The organism is Porphyromonas pasteri (assembly GCF_014647755.1).
Taxonomy (GTDB): Bacteria; Bacteroidota; Bacteroidia; order Bacteroidales; family Porphyromonadaceae; genus Porphyromonas; species Porphyromonas pasteri.
In genome coordinates, this window is the sequence record NZ_BMPU01000003.1 from 1 (window position 1) to 14027 (window position 14027).

Annotated in this window: 9 protein-coding genes; all 9 read left to right on the forward strand. The window is 53.9% G+C overall.

Annotated elements, in window-relative coordinates; all coding sequences use genetic code 11:
- Positions 1–1752: 1752 nt before the first annotated feature.
- The 9 genes from IEX77_RS05325 (at position 1753) to IEX77_RS05365 (ending at position 14019) form a co-directional block, all read left to right on the forward strand.
- Positions 1753–2751, forward strand: a complete 999-nt coding sequence (locus IEX77_RS05325) for an adenine-specific methyltransferase EcoRI family protein (RefSeq protein ID WP_188808029.1) — start codon at positions 1753–1755, stop codon at positions 2749–2751.
- A 9-nt stretch (positions 2752–2760) separates the two neighbouring features.
- Positions 2761–3894, forward strand: coding sequence for an HNH endonuclease family protein (locus IEX77_RS05330; protein ID WP_188808030.1), 1134 nt, complete (start codon positions 2761–2763; stop codon positions 3892–3894).
- 648 nt (positions 3895–4542) lie between these two features.
- Entirely contained in the window at positions 4543–7866 is a 3324-nt protein-coding gene (locus IEX77_RS05335; RefSeq protein ID WP_188808031.1) for a SusC/RagA family TonB-linked outer membrane protein, read from the forward strand.
- 30 nt (positions 7867–7896) lie between these two features.
- Complete coding sequence (locus IEX77_RS05340) at positions 7897–9435, forward strand: RagB/SusD family nutrient uptake outer membrane protein (RefSeq protein ID WP_188808032.1); 1539 nt, start codon at positions 7897–7899, stop codon at positions 9433–9435.
- A gap of 266 nt (positions 9436–9701) precedes the next feature.
- The gene (locus IEX77_RS05345) at positions 9702–10421 is read left to right on the forward strand and encodes an energy transducer TonB (RefSeq protein WP_188808033.1); all 720 of its coding nucleotides are present in this window, start codon (positions 9702–9704) and stop codon (positions 10419–10421) included.
- Between the two features lie 172 nt (positions 10422–10593).
- A complete protein-coding gene (locus IEX77_RS05350) occupies positions 10594–11586 on the forward strand; it encodes a polyprenyl synthetase family protein (RefSeq protein WP_188808034.1) in 993 nt (330 codons plus the stop codon).
- A 1-nt stretch (position 11587) separates the two neighbouring features.
- Positions 11588–12367 (forward strand): TatD family hydrolase, encoded by a 780-nt coding sequence (locus tag IEX77_RS05355; RefSeq protein ID WP_188808035.1) that lies wholly within the window; start codon positions 11588–11590, stop codon positions 12365–12367.
- Positions 12368–12380: 13 nt separating this feature from the next.
- Positions 12381–12980 (forward strand): nitroreductase family protein, encoded by a 600-nt coding sequence (locus tag IEX77_RS05360; protein ID WP_188808036.1) that lies wholly within the window; start codon positions 12381–12383, stop codon positions 12978–12980.
- A 46-nt stretch (positions 12981–13026) separates the two neighbouring features.
- Entirely contained in the window at positions 13027–14019 is a 993-nt protein-coding gene (locus IEX77_RS05365) for a M28 family peptidase (RefSeq protein WP_188808037.1), read from the forward strand.
- The last annotated feature ends 8 nt before the right edge of the window (positions 14020–14027 follow it).

A 14027-nucleotide genomic window follows, 5' to 3' on the forward strand; every position in this document is an offset into this window, starting at 1 on the left:
TCATCCTGAGCCAGGATCAAACTCTTCATTGTCAATATTTTTATTGTACTTTGTTCTGTTTGTCTTGCTCTAAAAATGATTCTTGCTTCAGATTTATTAGTGTATCTCTACCTAAGTAAAGGTCGTAATTGACGGTTAGGTCTTCATTTCCCTAAACGTTTGTTACTACACTTCTGTTTGTCAATATCAATTATCTCAAAGATCTCTCAAAGTCAAACTACCCGCGTCACCGCTAGGCCGTTCGTTTCTTTTGCGAGTGCAAAGATAAAGCAAAGTTTTCACTCCACCAAATCTTGAGTGAAACTTTTTCGTTACCACTCTCGATCTAAACCCTGTCATTCGCTGCTCGTCCGCCTGACTTGCGACTGCAAAGATACAGCAATAATCCCCGTACTTCCAAATAGAGACGGTTGCCGAAAGTCCTGCCCTCTATTTAGAGTGCTAAGGCATCGCACGCCCAGCTCCCCGATATACCCCTCCGAAGTGATACGCAAGCCCTTCGCCTTATCGCAAATACTCCTCTTATTCAGCGGAGGGAAAAGTATCGTTCTCGTGAAGAAAAAAGCGCCTTCCCGTAGTGGTATTCTTCTATCTATGCACGTAGTCTTAAAGACTAGGCACGTAAACCCAAATATCCACGTACGTAGATTTATCGTCCACGTACGTAGTCCAAACATTTCTGCCACTCGTCCACAACTTTTATCCCTACGCAGAACAACAACCTAAATAGAGGTCGCTTCACAAAGCTATATAGCTTTCTTCACCGTCCTATATAGCTCTACCCACGCACCCATATATCTACATAGGAACTCCGCACACTTACTTCTCCCCGCGAGCACTCCACTTCTCGCGCGCGTACATTATATAATTGGGAGCAGAGCTGAAGATTAGCTACTCCCACACCGTCCGCATGCGACAGAAGCTCTGACTGCGACACCATCCCAAAGCCCTATAGAAGGACATAATATCAACCTATATTGGTCAGTGAGTCGACCTATATTGGTCGTCGTGCGAACCTATATAGGTTGTTGATGCGACCTATATAGGTCAACCCAGCGACCAATATAGGTTCACATCACCCTCTATGCGAAGGTCTCGAAAACACCCCTGTAAGAGACGACTTCCCCACCCCACTAATGCGCCTCGTCATTATGGGGCCTCACAGATGAAGCTCAAGAGATCCAGTCACAAACAACTATTGGTCTGCATATGAACGACTATTGGTTTGAGGGGCAAACAACTATTCGTTTCGTATGCGAATAACTATTCGTTTGTACCCCAAACAACTATTGAACCAGACGCAAACAACTATTGCTTCACCCCACCTCCTCGCGAAGTATGATTTATACGCCTTCACTTAAGCAGGGAAAGCCCTGCGAAAAAGCAGTAGCGCATACACCTGCTCCTCACACTCCGATGCAGTCTTCCTACCATTGCGGAGGTATCCGATTATCCATACCTTTGCACTTGGAGTCGGGCAGAAGCGTCTGCCAATAGCACTCCATCTTTAGTACTAACATAGCGTTTGCTATTTATTCGGAAAGTACCTTCGAACCTAGGAAATTCTAAGCTACGTCGCTCGAATAAGTCAGTGAACGCCTGCGCATAGCGTAGGCGTGACTTATCTCTTGTGACGTGGGCTATTCCTAGGGCCTGAAGGTACGGAGAGAGGCGCGTCTACGCTTCTCTTTGTACCCAAGCCCTGAGTAGCCCACCCGAGAGATAGCCAGCGCCCAATTATGCTATGCGCTTATGGCAAACAACCAACTCTCTCAAGCCAAGAAGGGGAAGAAGGATGAATTCTACACCCAGCTGGCGGACATCGACGCTGAGCTCAAGCACTATCGAGGACACTTCGCAGGCAAGACGGTGCTCTGCAACTGTGACGATCCTAGGATGAGCAACTTCTTCTACTACTTCGTCCTAAACTTCCATCACCTCGGTCTCAAGAAGCTCATCACGACCTGCTACAAGAATCAAAATCCAGATCTCTTCTCTGTCAGTGCGACCGAGCAGGCGGTCTACCTCGTCTACGAGGGAGAAGATATCGGCATACCACCTAACCCGAATATCGCTGGACTCGTGCATCCGCTGAAAGGGGATGGGGACTTCCGCAGTGAAGAGTGTATCGAGTTCCTCAAAGAAGCAGATATCGTCGTCACCAATCCTCCCTTCTCTCTCTTCCGTGAATACATCGCTCAGCTGATCGAATACCAGAAGAAGTTTATCATCATCGGTAATATAAATGCCGTCACCTATAAGGAGATCTTCCCTTTCGTACAGAGTGAGCAGATCTGGCTAGGGCCAAGCATTCATAGCGGAGACCGTGAGTTTGAGATACCAAGCAGTTACCCCCTGGAAGCTGCGAGTTCCCGCATAGATGGTGACGGGCGAAAATTCATACGCATGAAGGGTGTACGTTGGTTTACCAACTTAGACTTTCCCCAACGTCACCAGGCACTTATCCTTCACAAGAAGTATAGGCCAGAGGAATACCCCCACTACGATAACTACGATGCAATCAACGTAAATAAGACCGCTGATATTCCCTGTGACTATGACGGAGTAATGGGAGTACCCATTACCTACCTGGATAAGCACAACCCCGATCAGTTCGAGATACTCGACGCGAATGACTTTATCATCGGGAATAGAGCTCCCCAAAAGCCCCATGGCCTAATTAAAGATAAGGATGGGAGTGTAGAAGGGCGAATCGTATACGCACGCATACTTATCCGTAAACGCAAATAGCAAGAGCTTATGAACATTCAACTCGTACACATTAAAGTCCGTGATCTATTCAACGGATATCAAGACAACGGCGACAATGGTGTCGTCGCCTATGGAGGCAAGCTGGATGTACGCCCTGCCTACCAGCGCGAATTCGTCTACAAACCCGAGCAACAGCAAGCGGTCATCGATACCCTTAGCAAAGGCTACCCGCTAAACGTCATGTACTGGGCTGATCATGGGAATGGGCGCTATGAGCTCATCGATGGTCAGCAAAGAACGCTATCTATCTGCACCTTCCTCGATGGGGACTTCTCCTGTGCTGGACTCTTTGGCATCAAGCAGCCTCAGGCATTCCACACGCTTCCAGAGGACCTAAGGGTGCAACTTCTTGACTACGAACTCACCGTCTATATCTGCGATGGGACAGAGAGTGAGAAGCTCGAGTGGTTCAAGACCATCAATATCGCAGGCGAAGAGCTTACCGACCAAGAGCTACGCAATGCGGTCTATATAGGCCCCTGGGTATCAGATGCGAAGCGCTACTTCAGCAAGACGGGCTGTGCCGCTTACGGGCTTGGGAGCAAGTACCTCAAGGGAACAGCTAACCGACAGGACTACCTGGAGACCGTGATCTATTGGTATGGTGACCGAGAGAACCCCAAACAGAGCATCGAGGAGTGCATGATGAAGCACCAGCAGGATCCGAATGCCCAAGACCTTTGGGATTATTTCCGACGTGTCATCGAATGGGTCGAGCTGCTCTTCCCCACCTATCGCAAGGAGATGAAAGGGCTTCCCTGGGGGATCTATTACAACAGATACCACAAGAACACCTACGACCCAATAGCACTGGAGAAGGAGGTTGCCACCCTGATGGCTGATGATGATGTGACTAAGAAGAGTGGCATCTATAAGTACGTCTTGGAGAAGGCGATCGGGAACGATGACCCGAGCCTGCTCGGCATCCGAGCCTTCAGCGACAGCCAAAAGCGCACCGTCTACGAGCAGCAGGGCGGGATCTGCACCTGCTGTGGGAAGAAGTACAAGTACGAGGAGATGGAGGGCGACCACATCAAGCCTTGGAGCAAGGGCGGGAAGACCGAGATAGAGAATCTACAGATGCTTTGCCGAGACTGCAACCGCCGCAAGAGCAATAAGTAGCTACGGATAGAGGTAGACAGCACACGGCCTCCTTGCCTTATTAGGCAAAGGAGTAGTCGCCACCTCTACACCATAATATATAAGGGAGAGCCCCAGCCGAATGATCTGACAGCAGACATTCGGCTGGGGCTCTCCTCCTACTTATCCTCGGTACCACTCAACACAAAGACTTCTCATACACGAGCCCGAAGTAGCGCAACGTGCGGTAGCATATACGCACCCTACATAAAGAAATTAAATAAGTATCCGCATGGGAACACACCATCTTTCAGATAATTAAAAAGCTATACAAGAGAAGTATAGCGCCCCTGAAGGGAGGTATTTACCAGCGGACTTGCATAGGAAAGAAAGATTGCTACCTTTGCTCATAGAGTCTGATATAGCACACAGACTGCCATGGAGCGAGGGAGATCCGAGTACCACCTCCCCTCACATCGACAGACTGCACTACCACCAGACCGCAGGAATGCTTGTGGCAAGCGGCCGCATGCTCCTCAACAGAGCTCCTCATCTCGCAGTGGCACACACATCAAATATCACACGTCACATCTTTACCACAGCGAGATGACGACCGAGGAATCATCACCCAAGGGTCACACTCCCCCACAGCAGTCTAACATCCGTTTCACCCTAATCACCACAAGTCTAATGAGAAAGAGTTTACTCTTCGTCCTACTCCTCTGCATCTCTATAGGAGTAGCGTGGGCTCAGAAAAAGCAAGTCACCGTCACCGGTGTCGTCATCGCTGCAGATGACAAGGAGCCCGTGGTCGCCGCATCCGTGACCTGCGTCGAGTTCCCCTCCCACGGGGTCTTGACCGACGTCAACGGGAAGTTCACACTCCGTCTCCCTGCCGAGGCTAAGACACTCAAGGTCTCCAGCATTGGCTACCTCACCCAGACCGTAGCCATCACGGGGCAAGAGCTCAAGATCACCCTAAAGAATGAGGAAAAGTCGATCGATAAGGTCGTCGTCGTCGCCTATGGTACGCAGACTAAGAACTCCTTCACGGGGTCAGCTGCTCGTATCGACGTCGCCAGCCTAACGAAGAAGACGGGATCTAATATCACCTCGGCTCTCGAAGGGGCTTCTCCTGGGGTCCAGGTCTTCACGACCAGCGGCCAGCCTGGTGCAGCCGCTACGGTACAGATCCGTGGTATCGGCTCTGTGAACTCCAGCACGTCACCTCTCTACGTCATCGACGGGGTACCCTACACCAGCCTCCTCAGCGGCTTCAACATGGCCGACGTCGAGAACCTCACGGTCCTCAAGGACGCTTCGGCTACCGCACTCTACGGGGCACGCGCTGCTAACGGGGTCGTCCTCATCACCACCAAGCAGGGTAAGGCTGGTCGTCTCTCCTTCGACGCCGAGATCAAGAGTGGGATCAATGTCCGCTACCTTCCCCAGTACGATGTCATCGACTCCCCTGAAGAATACATGGAGGTAGCCTATGAGGCCATGAAGAACACCTACGAACGCTTCGGCCTTAAGGACAAGCTTAACCAGCTCTATACCAACCCCAACGCCAAGTTCGCCGCTGGCAAGACTATCGCTGATGCTCCTAAGAACGCAGCCGACCTGCTCTTCTTCCCTGGGATCCTCGCAGGTGGCGAAGATGCTACCGGTATCTGGGATCACTACAATCTCTGGAAGGCTGGCTCAGGTCAGATGATCGATGTGAACACGGGTAAGTTCAACAACAGCTACAAGCGCCTCTATACGCCTGAGTCTTGGCGTGATCACATCTTCCGCACCGGTCGCATCACGGAAACGAATGTACGCGTATCAGGTGGCTCTGAGAAGGTCAACTTCTCCTCCTCGCTGGGGTATCAGGACAACATCGGGTACTACATCAGCTCCGAATTCAATCGCCTGAACCTACGTAACAACGTCACCGTCCGCCCCACTAAGGACTTCAAGGTAAGCCTCGGCCTCGCCTACTCTCGCTCACTCGCTAAGAGCCCAGGCCAGGGGAGCAACTCCAACAACGGCTTCCAGTTCGTCAACCAGATCCCTGCGATCTACCCTGTCTTCGAGCATGACGCGAACGGGAACCTCGTCAATGACCCCAAGATCCCTGGCGGTAAGAGCTACGACTACGGTCAGACCTCCGAAGGTAGCCGTGCCTATGCTGGTGGTATCAACCCTGCTGGTGCTGTCCGCCTCGACCGCGACGAAGACCTCACGAACCTCACTACGGGGAACCTCAACCTCGAGTATCGCTTCCTCAAGGACTTCAAGCTCGCCGTCACCTACGGCTTCCAGTCTACGGCCTCCAAGAACGAAACGCTGGCCAACCCCTACTACGGGGATGCTGCGAAGATCGGCCGTATCTCCAATACGAATGAAAACGACTTCAGCTGGACGCTCAACGAGATCCTCTCTTGGGGCAAGACCTTCGGTGACCACACCGTGGATGCCTTCATCGCTCACGAAGCCACAAAGAACGAGCTCGACTTCCACTACTCGGGCAAGAAGAAGCTCATCCTCGGGAACGTAACCACCCTCGATGACGGTCTCATCCGTGGTGATATCTCTGGCTACCGCCTGACCTACGCTATCGAGAGCTACTTCGGTCAAGCTCGCTACGACTATCAGAACAAGTACTACCTGAGCACCTCGGTTCGCCGAGATGGCTCTTCTCGCTTCGCTCCCGACTACCGTTGGGGTACCTTCGGCTCGGTAGGTGCCGCTTGGATCATCAGTAAGGAAAAGTTCCTCTCCTCGGTCAAGTGGATCAACAACCTCAAGCTCAAGGCCAGCTATGGTGTCCTGGGGAACCAGTCCCTGAACCTCGCCTATGGTAGTACTACTCCTAACTACTACCTCTACCACGACTTCTACGAAGTAGACAACTTCAATAACTCTCCCTCGTTCTCCTTCTACGCCAAGGGTAACAGTGCCCTGCAGTGGGAGCGCTCTGGCACCTTCAACGTGGGCTTCGAGTCTCGCCTCTTCAACGCTCTCGAGCTCAACGTCGACTACTTCGTCAAGACGACGGACAACATGCTCTTCAAGAAGCAAGTCGCTCCTTCACTTGGCTATGCCTACTACCCTGTGAGCGAAGGTCGCCTGCGCAACAACGGGCTTGAAGTCGAGCTTAACTGGGAGGCCTACAAGAGCAAGGACATCTCTGTGAACGTCCGCGCTAATGGTGGCTACTACAAGAACAAGATGCTCATCATGCCCGTCGACCCCTTCGGCGTACCCAAGCACTACGAGCTCCATGGCAACTATGCTTACAAGAAGGGTCACTCCGTACTCGACTACTATATGCCTATCTGGAAGGGTGTCAGCAATGAAGGGCTGCCTATGTGGAAGGCCTACACCTACAAGGATGCCAGTGGCAATGATGCCTACGTCACCGACTACGAAAAGTACATCAGCACGGGTGGTGACGCTAAGGCACTCACCGAGACGACGACTTCGGACTACAACAAGGCTGTCAACGAATTCGTCGGCAAGAGCGCTATCCCCGACTTCGTCGGTGGCTTCGGCTTCGACGTGCAGATCAAGAACGTCAGCATCTCGACGAACTTCAGCTACGGCCTCGGCGGTTGGGGCTATGACGGTGTCTACGCTGAGCTGATGAGCAGCGGTAGCGTCATCGGTACCCGCAACTGGCACAAGGATATCCGCAACTACTGGAGCGCCGACAAGCACACCGATCTGCCTATCCTCACGCACAACGTGGAAGCAGTTAAGTTCGCTAACTCGACCTCTACGCGCTTCCTCACGAGCCGCTCCTTCCTCACGCTTAGCAATGCTCGTATCAGCTACGACCTGCCCAAGAGTCTGATGAAGCACCTCGGCCTCAACAGCGCCTCCGTCTACGTCAGCGGTGACAACCTCTTCCTCATCTCCGCTCGTAAGGGCTACGCTGCTATGACCAGCCTCAATGGGGGCTCAGGTACGAACCGCTACCTGCCTGTATCGACCTTCGTCGCAGGGGCACGCATCAGCTTCTAATTCGTCTCACCTCTTATACACCTATATACTATGCGTACAAGTATAAGAACCTTCGTAGGGGCTGCACTCGCCCTGGTCGCTCTCTCGGCTTGTAAGAAGGACTTCCTCGAGCAAGATCCCTCCCAGCTATTCACGGCCGATCAGCTCAAGAAGGCCAGCCAGTGGAATGATGGTATCAATGAGGGATACATCAATGGTATCCTCAGTACCTTCTTCAAGAATGGGCAATCCTCCAGCCGTCACGATGACTTCGCACAGAAGGCCTTTGATATCAGCTCTGACCTCATGTCTGGCGATATGGAGCTGCAAGGGGGGCTGGGCTATGGATGGTTCCAAGAGGCAGCACGCCTACTCTCGTATAAGCGAGATGGGAGCCTCAACTATGCCGTCTGGCGTATCAGCTACCGCACGATATCAATGGCCAATAGCTTCTTCCGCTCAAGCACGGGTGACACGACGCCTCCCGAAGTGACGACGGAGCCGAATCTGAAGGCCAAGAGAATGAAGGACATCTTTGACTGGGGGCAGGTGAAGACGCTTCGCGCCTTAGCCTATCTCAACCTGGTGCACTTCTACGGCAAGCCCTATGCAACCGATACAAAGAGCCTCACTGTAGTACCCATCTATGCTGCTACCGACGATGCCAGCAAGCCACAGAAGCTCGCTACCATCGAAGAGCTCTATACCCAGATCGTCAAGGATCTCACCGAGGGTATCGCTGCTATGGACGTCTCTGGCATGCAGCGAGCTGACCGCCAGTACATAGACCAGACAGTAGCTAAGGGCGCTCTGGCTCGTGCCTACATGGATCTGGGGAAGTGGAGCGAAGCTTACACGGTAGCCAATGACGTGATCACGAATCAAGCCACCAACTACCCCCTCATCCCTGCCAGCGAACTGACGACCAACGGCTTCAACAACTATAAGACTCCTGAATTCATCTGGGCTATTGATATCACTGAGGATATCACAGGCTCACTGAGAAGCTTCTGGGGGCATATGGATATCTACACCTATAGCTATGCTGCCGTCGGTGCCCGCAAGGGTATCAACAAGTACCTTCAGGATCAGATCCCTGAGTACGACCTGCGTAAGGATTGGTTCCACCCCAAGAGTGGGATACCCTGGAACAAATTCTTCTCCGCTACGGGTAAGCCCATCGGCACTATGGCTGACCGCACTTGGCTAAGCGACATCGTCTTCATGCGTATGGCTGAGATCTACCTCATCGCCTCCGAAGCTGCCGCTCGTAATGGTGATGATGCCTCTGCAAAGACCATCCTGCTGAAGCTCCTCAAGGAGCGTACCGCTGCTGATAAGTACTCCACTGTAGAGACAGACATCACGGCTCTCGGCCACGATGAGCTGCTGGAAAAGATCTTCTACAACTGGCGTGTCGAAATGTGGGGTGAAGGTCTTGCCCTGACGGTGATCAAGCGCTTCAAGTACGACAACAAGCGCTCAGCTCGTAGTCTCTTCTTCAAGGAAGAGGCCATCAAGTGGAATGACTCTCGTCTCGTGTATGAAATTCCTCAGAACGAAACGACCAATAACCCGCTGATCAAGTAGCTGAATCCCATAGGCTCTCATCGAGCCATCCTCTAAGCGATAGCGCCCCCGTAGCTCTCTTGCTACGGGGGCGCTATACCTATATAAAATAGGGGTGCTTATCCCTCCTCTACGAGCAATCATCCCTCCTCATGCGAAGCTCGCGGATAAATCTTTTGCCTACATATAGTATGTAGACGAATATATTCGTATATTTGTGGTCAAGAAAACAAGTGTACGCAACGTACAGGATCAACATCAACCACTAAAGATACAGTGTAAACGGTATGGAAATCAAGAAGTCACCAGAAGCTGACCTCGAGAAGGGCAAGGGGCTCTCGCTCCTACTGGGTCTCGTCGTAGCACTCTCCCTGACCTTCGTAAGCTTGGAGTGGCGTAGCTCTGTTGCCCAAGCAGGCAACCTTGATGGAGCTGGCCACAAGACCGAAATGGAAGAAGCGCTCCTCGTCAAGGAAGAGCAACCTGAGGATAAGCCTGAAGAGCCTAAGCCACAGGAGCAGCCCCAGCAGACCGAGATCCAGCTGCCTCAGGAATTCAAGGTCGTAGACAACAACGTCAAGGTCGATAAGCCCACCTTCGTCTCTGCCGATGAAGGCAAGGATCTTCCTCCCGTCAACATCCCCTTCGGCCCCAAGGATGTACCAGGCACGCCTACCGAAGAGCTCTCTGACGAGCCCTTCGAAGTCGTAGAAGAGCAGCCAGAGTTCCCCGGTGGTATGAACGCCTTCCGTAAGTATCTGCAGGATCACCTCCGCTACCCAGAGAGCGCACAGGATGCAGGTATCCAGGGTAAGGTCATCGTCCGCTTCGTCGTAGAGCGTGACGGCTCAGCTACCGCTGTAGAAGTCTACAAGGGCGTAGACCCCGCACTTGACAAGGAAGCTGTCCGCGTGGTCAAGTCCATCCCAAAGTGGAAGCCTGGTAAGCAGCAGGGTAAGGCTGTACGTACGCGCTACGTCATCCCTATCGTCTTCTCTCTGCAGTAAGACCTCTTCACGCACTCCCCACGGAGGCGACACATACAGCTCGGGCAGATGCTCTCCACAGTGGAGCATCTGCCCGAACCTCTTTTATCCCCAGACTCAGCGATGGGGCTTATTCGCTGGCTAAGTCGTATCTTTGTAAAAGGCACATCGCCGACAATAGCGTCTTATGACAATGCACCCAGACCAACAGAAGCTCAAGCTCATCCGTGAGGCCGTAGAGGAGCAGCTCACAGCCCGCTCCCTTGGCACTCGCTCTCCCAAAGGGCTCTTTGCCCCCATCGACTACACCCTGCGCCTCGGAGGCAAGCGCATCCGCCCACTCTTGGCCTGCGCTGCAGCTGTCGCCTTCACCGAAGCCTGGCAGCGTGCCCTCCCCGTAGCCGTAGCCCTTGAGATCTTCCACAACTTCACGCTCCTTCATGACGACCTTATGGACCGCTCTCCACTTCGCCGTGGGCAAGAGACGGTCTATCGTCGATGGGGTGACAACACCGCAATCTTATCAGGTGATGCCATGAGTATCGAGGCCTATGCATCCCTTGCAGAGGTCGCAGACAAGTCCCTACTTGCCGAGCTCCTTCCTCGCTTCAGCCAGATGGCCCTCGAGGTATGCGTCGGGCAGCAGTATGACATGGAGTTTGAGACTCGCTCCGAGGTCCGCGTCGAGGAGTATATGGAGATGATCCGCCTGAAGACCTCCGTACTGCTCGGCTCATCACTGGAGCTGGGAGCACTCGTCGGCGGTGCCACGGCAGAGCAAGCCCGCGCACTCTACGCTGTGGGGATCCAGCTGGGGCTGGCCTTCCAGATCCAAGATGACCTACTGGACGTCTATGGCGATGAGAAGACCTTTGGTAAGCCTATCGGTGGCGACATTGTCAATGCCAAGAAGACCCTCCTTCTCCTATATACATTAGAGCAGCTACAGGGCGAGGATCTCAAGCGCCTGCAAGAGATCTTGACCTACACACCCGAGGAGCGCCGAGCCTACATCGATGAGGTACGCGCACTCTACGATAAGGCGGGCACACGCCTCTATGCCGAGGCAGAGATCGAGCGCCTCACGGCCGAAGCCTACCACGGAGTGGAGCAGCTTCCTCTCAGAGAAGAAGGGCGCGAGCTCCTTCTCTCTCTATTCCACACCCTCTCCGGTCGTACGAAGTAGCATGCAGCTCATCGACAGCCACACACATATATACGGAGAGGAGTTCGACGAGGACCGTGACGAGATGCTCGCACGCGCCACTGCGGCTGGTGTTGGGCAGATGGTCCTGCCCAATGTCGATGCAGAGAGCTATCCTCGCGTCCTTGATCTTTGCGCCGCACATCCCGATCGACTTTTCCCCACCATCGGCCTGCACCCGACCTATGTTAAGGAGGACTACACCTCCCAGCTCAACTATATGGAGCGGGAGCTCTCGCAGCGCCCTCATGTAGCTATCGGCGAGATCGGGCTGGATTACTATTGGGATACAACTTATCAGCGGGAGCAGATCGAAGCCTTCGAGCGCCAGCTCCACTGGGCGGTTAAGCTTGATATCCCCGTGATCCTCCATATCCGCGAGGCCTTTGCTGATGCCTTCGATACGCTGCGTCGAGTCAATCTCCCACAGCTTCGCGGAGTCTTCCACAGCTTCACTGGCACACGCGAGGAGCTTGAGGAGGCACTGTCCTTCCCCTCCTTCTACGTCGGGATCAATGGCGTCGTGACGTTTAAGAACAGCTCGCTCAAGGAGTACGTCGCCTCCATCCCCCTGGAGCGGCTCTTGCTGGAGACTGACGCTCCCTATCTTGCGCCCGTCCCCAAGCGAGGCAAGCGCAATGAACCAGCCTTCCTCCCCCACACGGCGAGCTTCGTAGCCAGTTGCTACGAGCTGACTAACGATGCACTGATCACGAAGACCAGCGAGAATGCACGCCGGCTCTTCGCACTACCCGAATACTAAATCTCCACTATCTATGTCTTCGCTCATCGAGACTCTTATCAAGAAGGATCGCACCTACCGCCGCTTTGACGAATCGGTAGCCATTGACCGCCTGCAGATCCTCCGCTGGCTGGACGTCGTCCGCCAGACGCCATCATCACGCAATGTCCAGCCACTGAAGTATATCATCATCACGGACGAAGCCCTCTGTCACGAGATCACAGAGCTCCAGCACTGGGCTGCTATGCTCCCCGAGTGGGATGGTCCCGCAGTGGGTGAGCGCCCTCGTGCCTACCTTCTCCAGCTCATCGACACCGATATCGCTCCCGCAGCTCGCTTTGACGAAGGCATCCAGCTCCAGACGCTGGGCCTGCTGGCTACAGATGCGGGCTATGGCGTCTGTATCTTCTCTGGCCACGGCAAGGGTGAGATCACACGTCGCCTAGATCTGCCCACGCACCTATCTATCAATGCGATCGTCGCTATCGGCAAGCCAGCCGAAGAGGTCATCCTCGAGGAAGCACGTAGCCCCGAAGACGTCCGCTACTGGCGCGACGAAGAAGGGCGTCATCACGTACCCAAGCGTCCCTTGAGCGAAATCATCATCGAGCCCAACAAGCCCTCGATCTTCTAAGGTCATCTCATATCCCTCCTCATCCAAGAGCAAGAATAAGAAGATTATGCCTAAGTCCCCCCTTCTCTATCTCCTCAGTGTAGGCCTCAGCGCAGTTCTCATCAGCTGCGGTGGCACGAAGAGCCAAGCACAGAGTACCGACAGCACGGACAGCGAAAGCGCCGAGAGACGCACTGCGGCCCCCTTCAGCGCTGACTCTGCCTACCAGTACATACAGCAGCAAGTAGCTTTTGGTGTGCGCACTCCTGGCAGTGAAGGACATCGTGCGACTGCCGCCTGGATAGAGCAGAAGCTACGTCAGTGGGGCTACGAGGTGACCCTACAGCGCTTCGAGGGGAAGGACCACTTCGGCAAGCAGGCGGCAGGAACGAATATCATCGCCACCCGCACTCCCGAGGGTACGGACCGCATCCTTCTGATGGCTCACTGGGATACCCGCCAAGTAGCTGACCACGACCCTGTCGTACAGCGTCAGGGTGAGCCCATCCAGGGGGCAGATGACGGTGCCAGCGGTGTCGCCGTCTTGCTTGAGCTTGCTCGTCAAGAGAGCCTAAACCCCTCGGGGAAGGCTCTGGACTTCGTCTTCTTTGACCTCGAAGATGGTGGTCAGAGCGAAGACGAAGACAGCTGGTGCCTCGGCTCACAATACTGGGCACAGCACCCCCACCAGAGTGACTACAAGGCTAAGTGGGGTATCCTCCTCGACATGGTCGGCTCCCAAGGTGCCCGCTTCTACTGGGAGGGTCTCTCACGAGAATATGCCCGCCCCCTACTCTCCGCCCTCTGGCAGACCGCTGCTCAGCTTGGCTGGGGCGACTACTTCGTCCAGGCTAATGGCGGACAGATGACCGATGACCACGGCCCCGTGATCCGCTATCGTGGTATCCCTTGCGTGGACATCATCAACTTCGACCCCAATAGAGCCACGGGCTTTGGGGCTCACTGGCACACCTCAGCAGACAACATGAACGTCATCCACATAGAGACCCTGCGTGCTGTCGGCGAGACCGTAGCCACCACGATCCGAGAGGACATCTAATCACTTCA

Bases quoted from the DNA above. Each gene is read 5' to 3' on its own strand.
- IEX77_RS05350 (WP_188808034.1), top strand. From the start codon at position 10,594: ATGCACCCAGACCAACAGAAGCTCAAGCTCATCCGTGAGGCCGTAGAG.
- IEX77_RS05335 (WP_188808031.1), top strand. From the start codon at position 4,543: ATGAGAAAGAGTTTACTCTTCGTCCTACTCCTCTGCATCTCTATAGGA.
- IEX77_RS05355 (WP_188808035.1), top strand. From the start codon at position 11,588: ATGCAGCTCATCGACAGCCACACACATATATACGGAGAGGAGTTCGAC.
- IEX77_RS05365 (WP_188808037.1), top strand. From the start codon at position 13,027: ATGCCTAAGTCCCCCCTTCTCTATCTCCTCAGTGTAGGCCTCAGCGCA.
- IEX77_RS05325 (WP_188808029.1), top strand. From the start codon at position 1,753: ATGGCAAACAACCAACTCTCTCAAGCCAAGAAGGGGAAGAAGGATGAA.
- IEX77_RS05360 (WP_188808036.1), top strand. From the start codon at position 12,381: ATGTCTTCGCTCATCGAGACTCTTATCAAGAAGGATCGCACCTACCGC.
- IEX77_RS05340 (WP_188808032.1), top strand. From the start codon at position 7,897: ATGCGTACAAGTATAAGAACCTTCGTAGGGGCTGCACTCGCCCTGGTC.
- IEX77_RS05330 (WP_188808030.1), top strand. From the start codon at position 2,761: ATGAACATTCAACTCGTACACATTAAAGTCCGTGATCTATTCAACGGA.
- IEX77_RS05345 (WP_188808033.1), top strand. From the start codon at position 9,702: ATGGAAATCAAGAAGTCACCAGAAGCTGACCTCGAGAAGGGCAAGGGG.